Origin of the sequence: Pseudomonas sp. JV245A, from assembly GCF_032424515.1 — a bacterium.
Lineage (GTDB): Bacteria > Pseudomonadota > Gammaproteobacteria > Pseudomonadales > Pseudomonadaceae > Aquipseudomonas > Aquipseudomonas protegens.
On the sequence record NZ_VYKE01000517.1, the window covers coordinates 1 to 539 of the forward strand.

Annotated in this window: 1 pseudogene; it reads left to right on the plus strand. The window is 70.3% G+C overall.

Annotated elements, in window-relative coordinates:
- Positions 1–539 (plus strand): annotated as a pseudogene (locus tag F6S12_RS32790) (MFS transporter); the annotation flags it as partial.

Consider the following 539-nt stretch of genomic DNA (forward strand, 5'->3'; position numbering starts at 1 on the left):
GGCCCACCAGCGCCAGCCGATCGCGCGGATCTTTCTCACCCGGGGCCTGCCCCAGGCGCTGCTGGTGATCTTCGTGTGGATCCTGGCCCACAACATTCTCTACACCTATATCGCGCCGTTCCTCGCGTCCCTGGGCCTGGCGGCCTCTCTCGACCGGGCGCTGCTGGTGTTCGGCCTGGCCTCCCTGGTGGGGATCTGGTTCACCGGGCTCGGGGTCGACCGCTGGCTGCGCGGGCTGACCCTGTGCAGCCTCGCCGGTTTCGCCCTGGCGTGCCTGCTGCTGGGGATCGCTGCCAGCCAGCCCTGGCTGGCCTGGCTCGGCATTGGCGCCTGGGGCCTGACCTTCGGTGGCGCCCCGACCTTGCTCCAGACCGCCGTGGCGGATGTGGCCGGGGAGGGGGCGGATGTCGCGCAATCGATGCTGGTGACCATCTTCAACCTGGGCATTGCCTGCGGGGGTATGGTCGGCGGCCTGCTCTTGCAACGCTATGGCGCGGCGTCTTTTCCCTGGGCCATGGCCGCCCTGGCGCTGGTGGGCC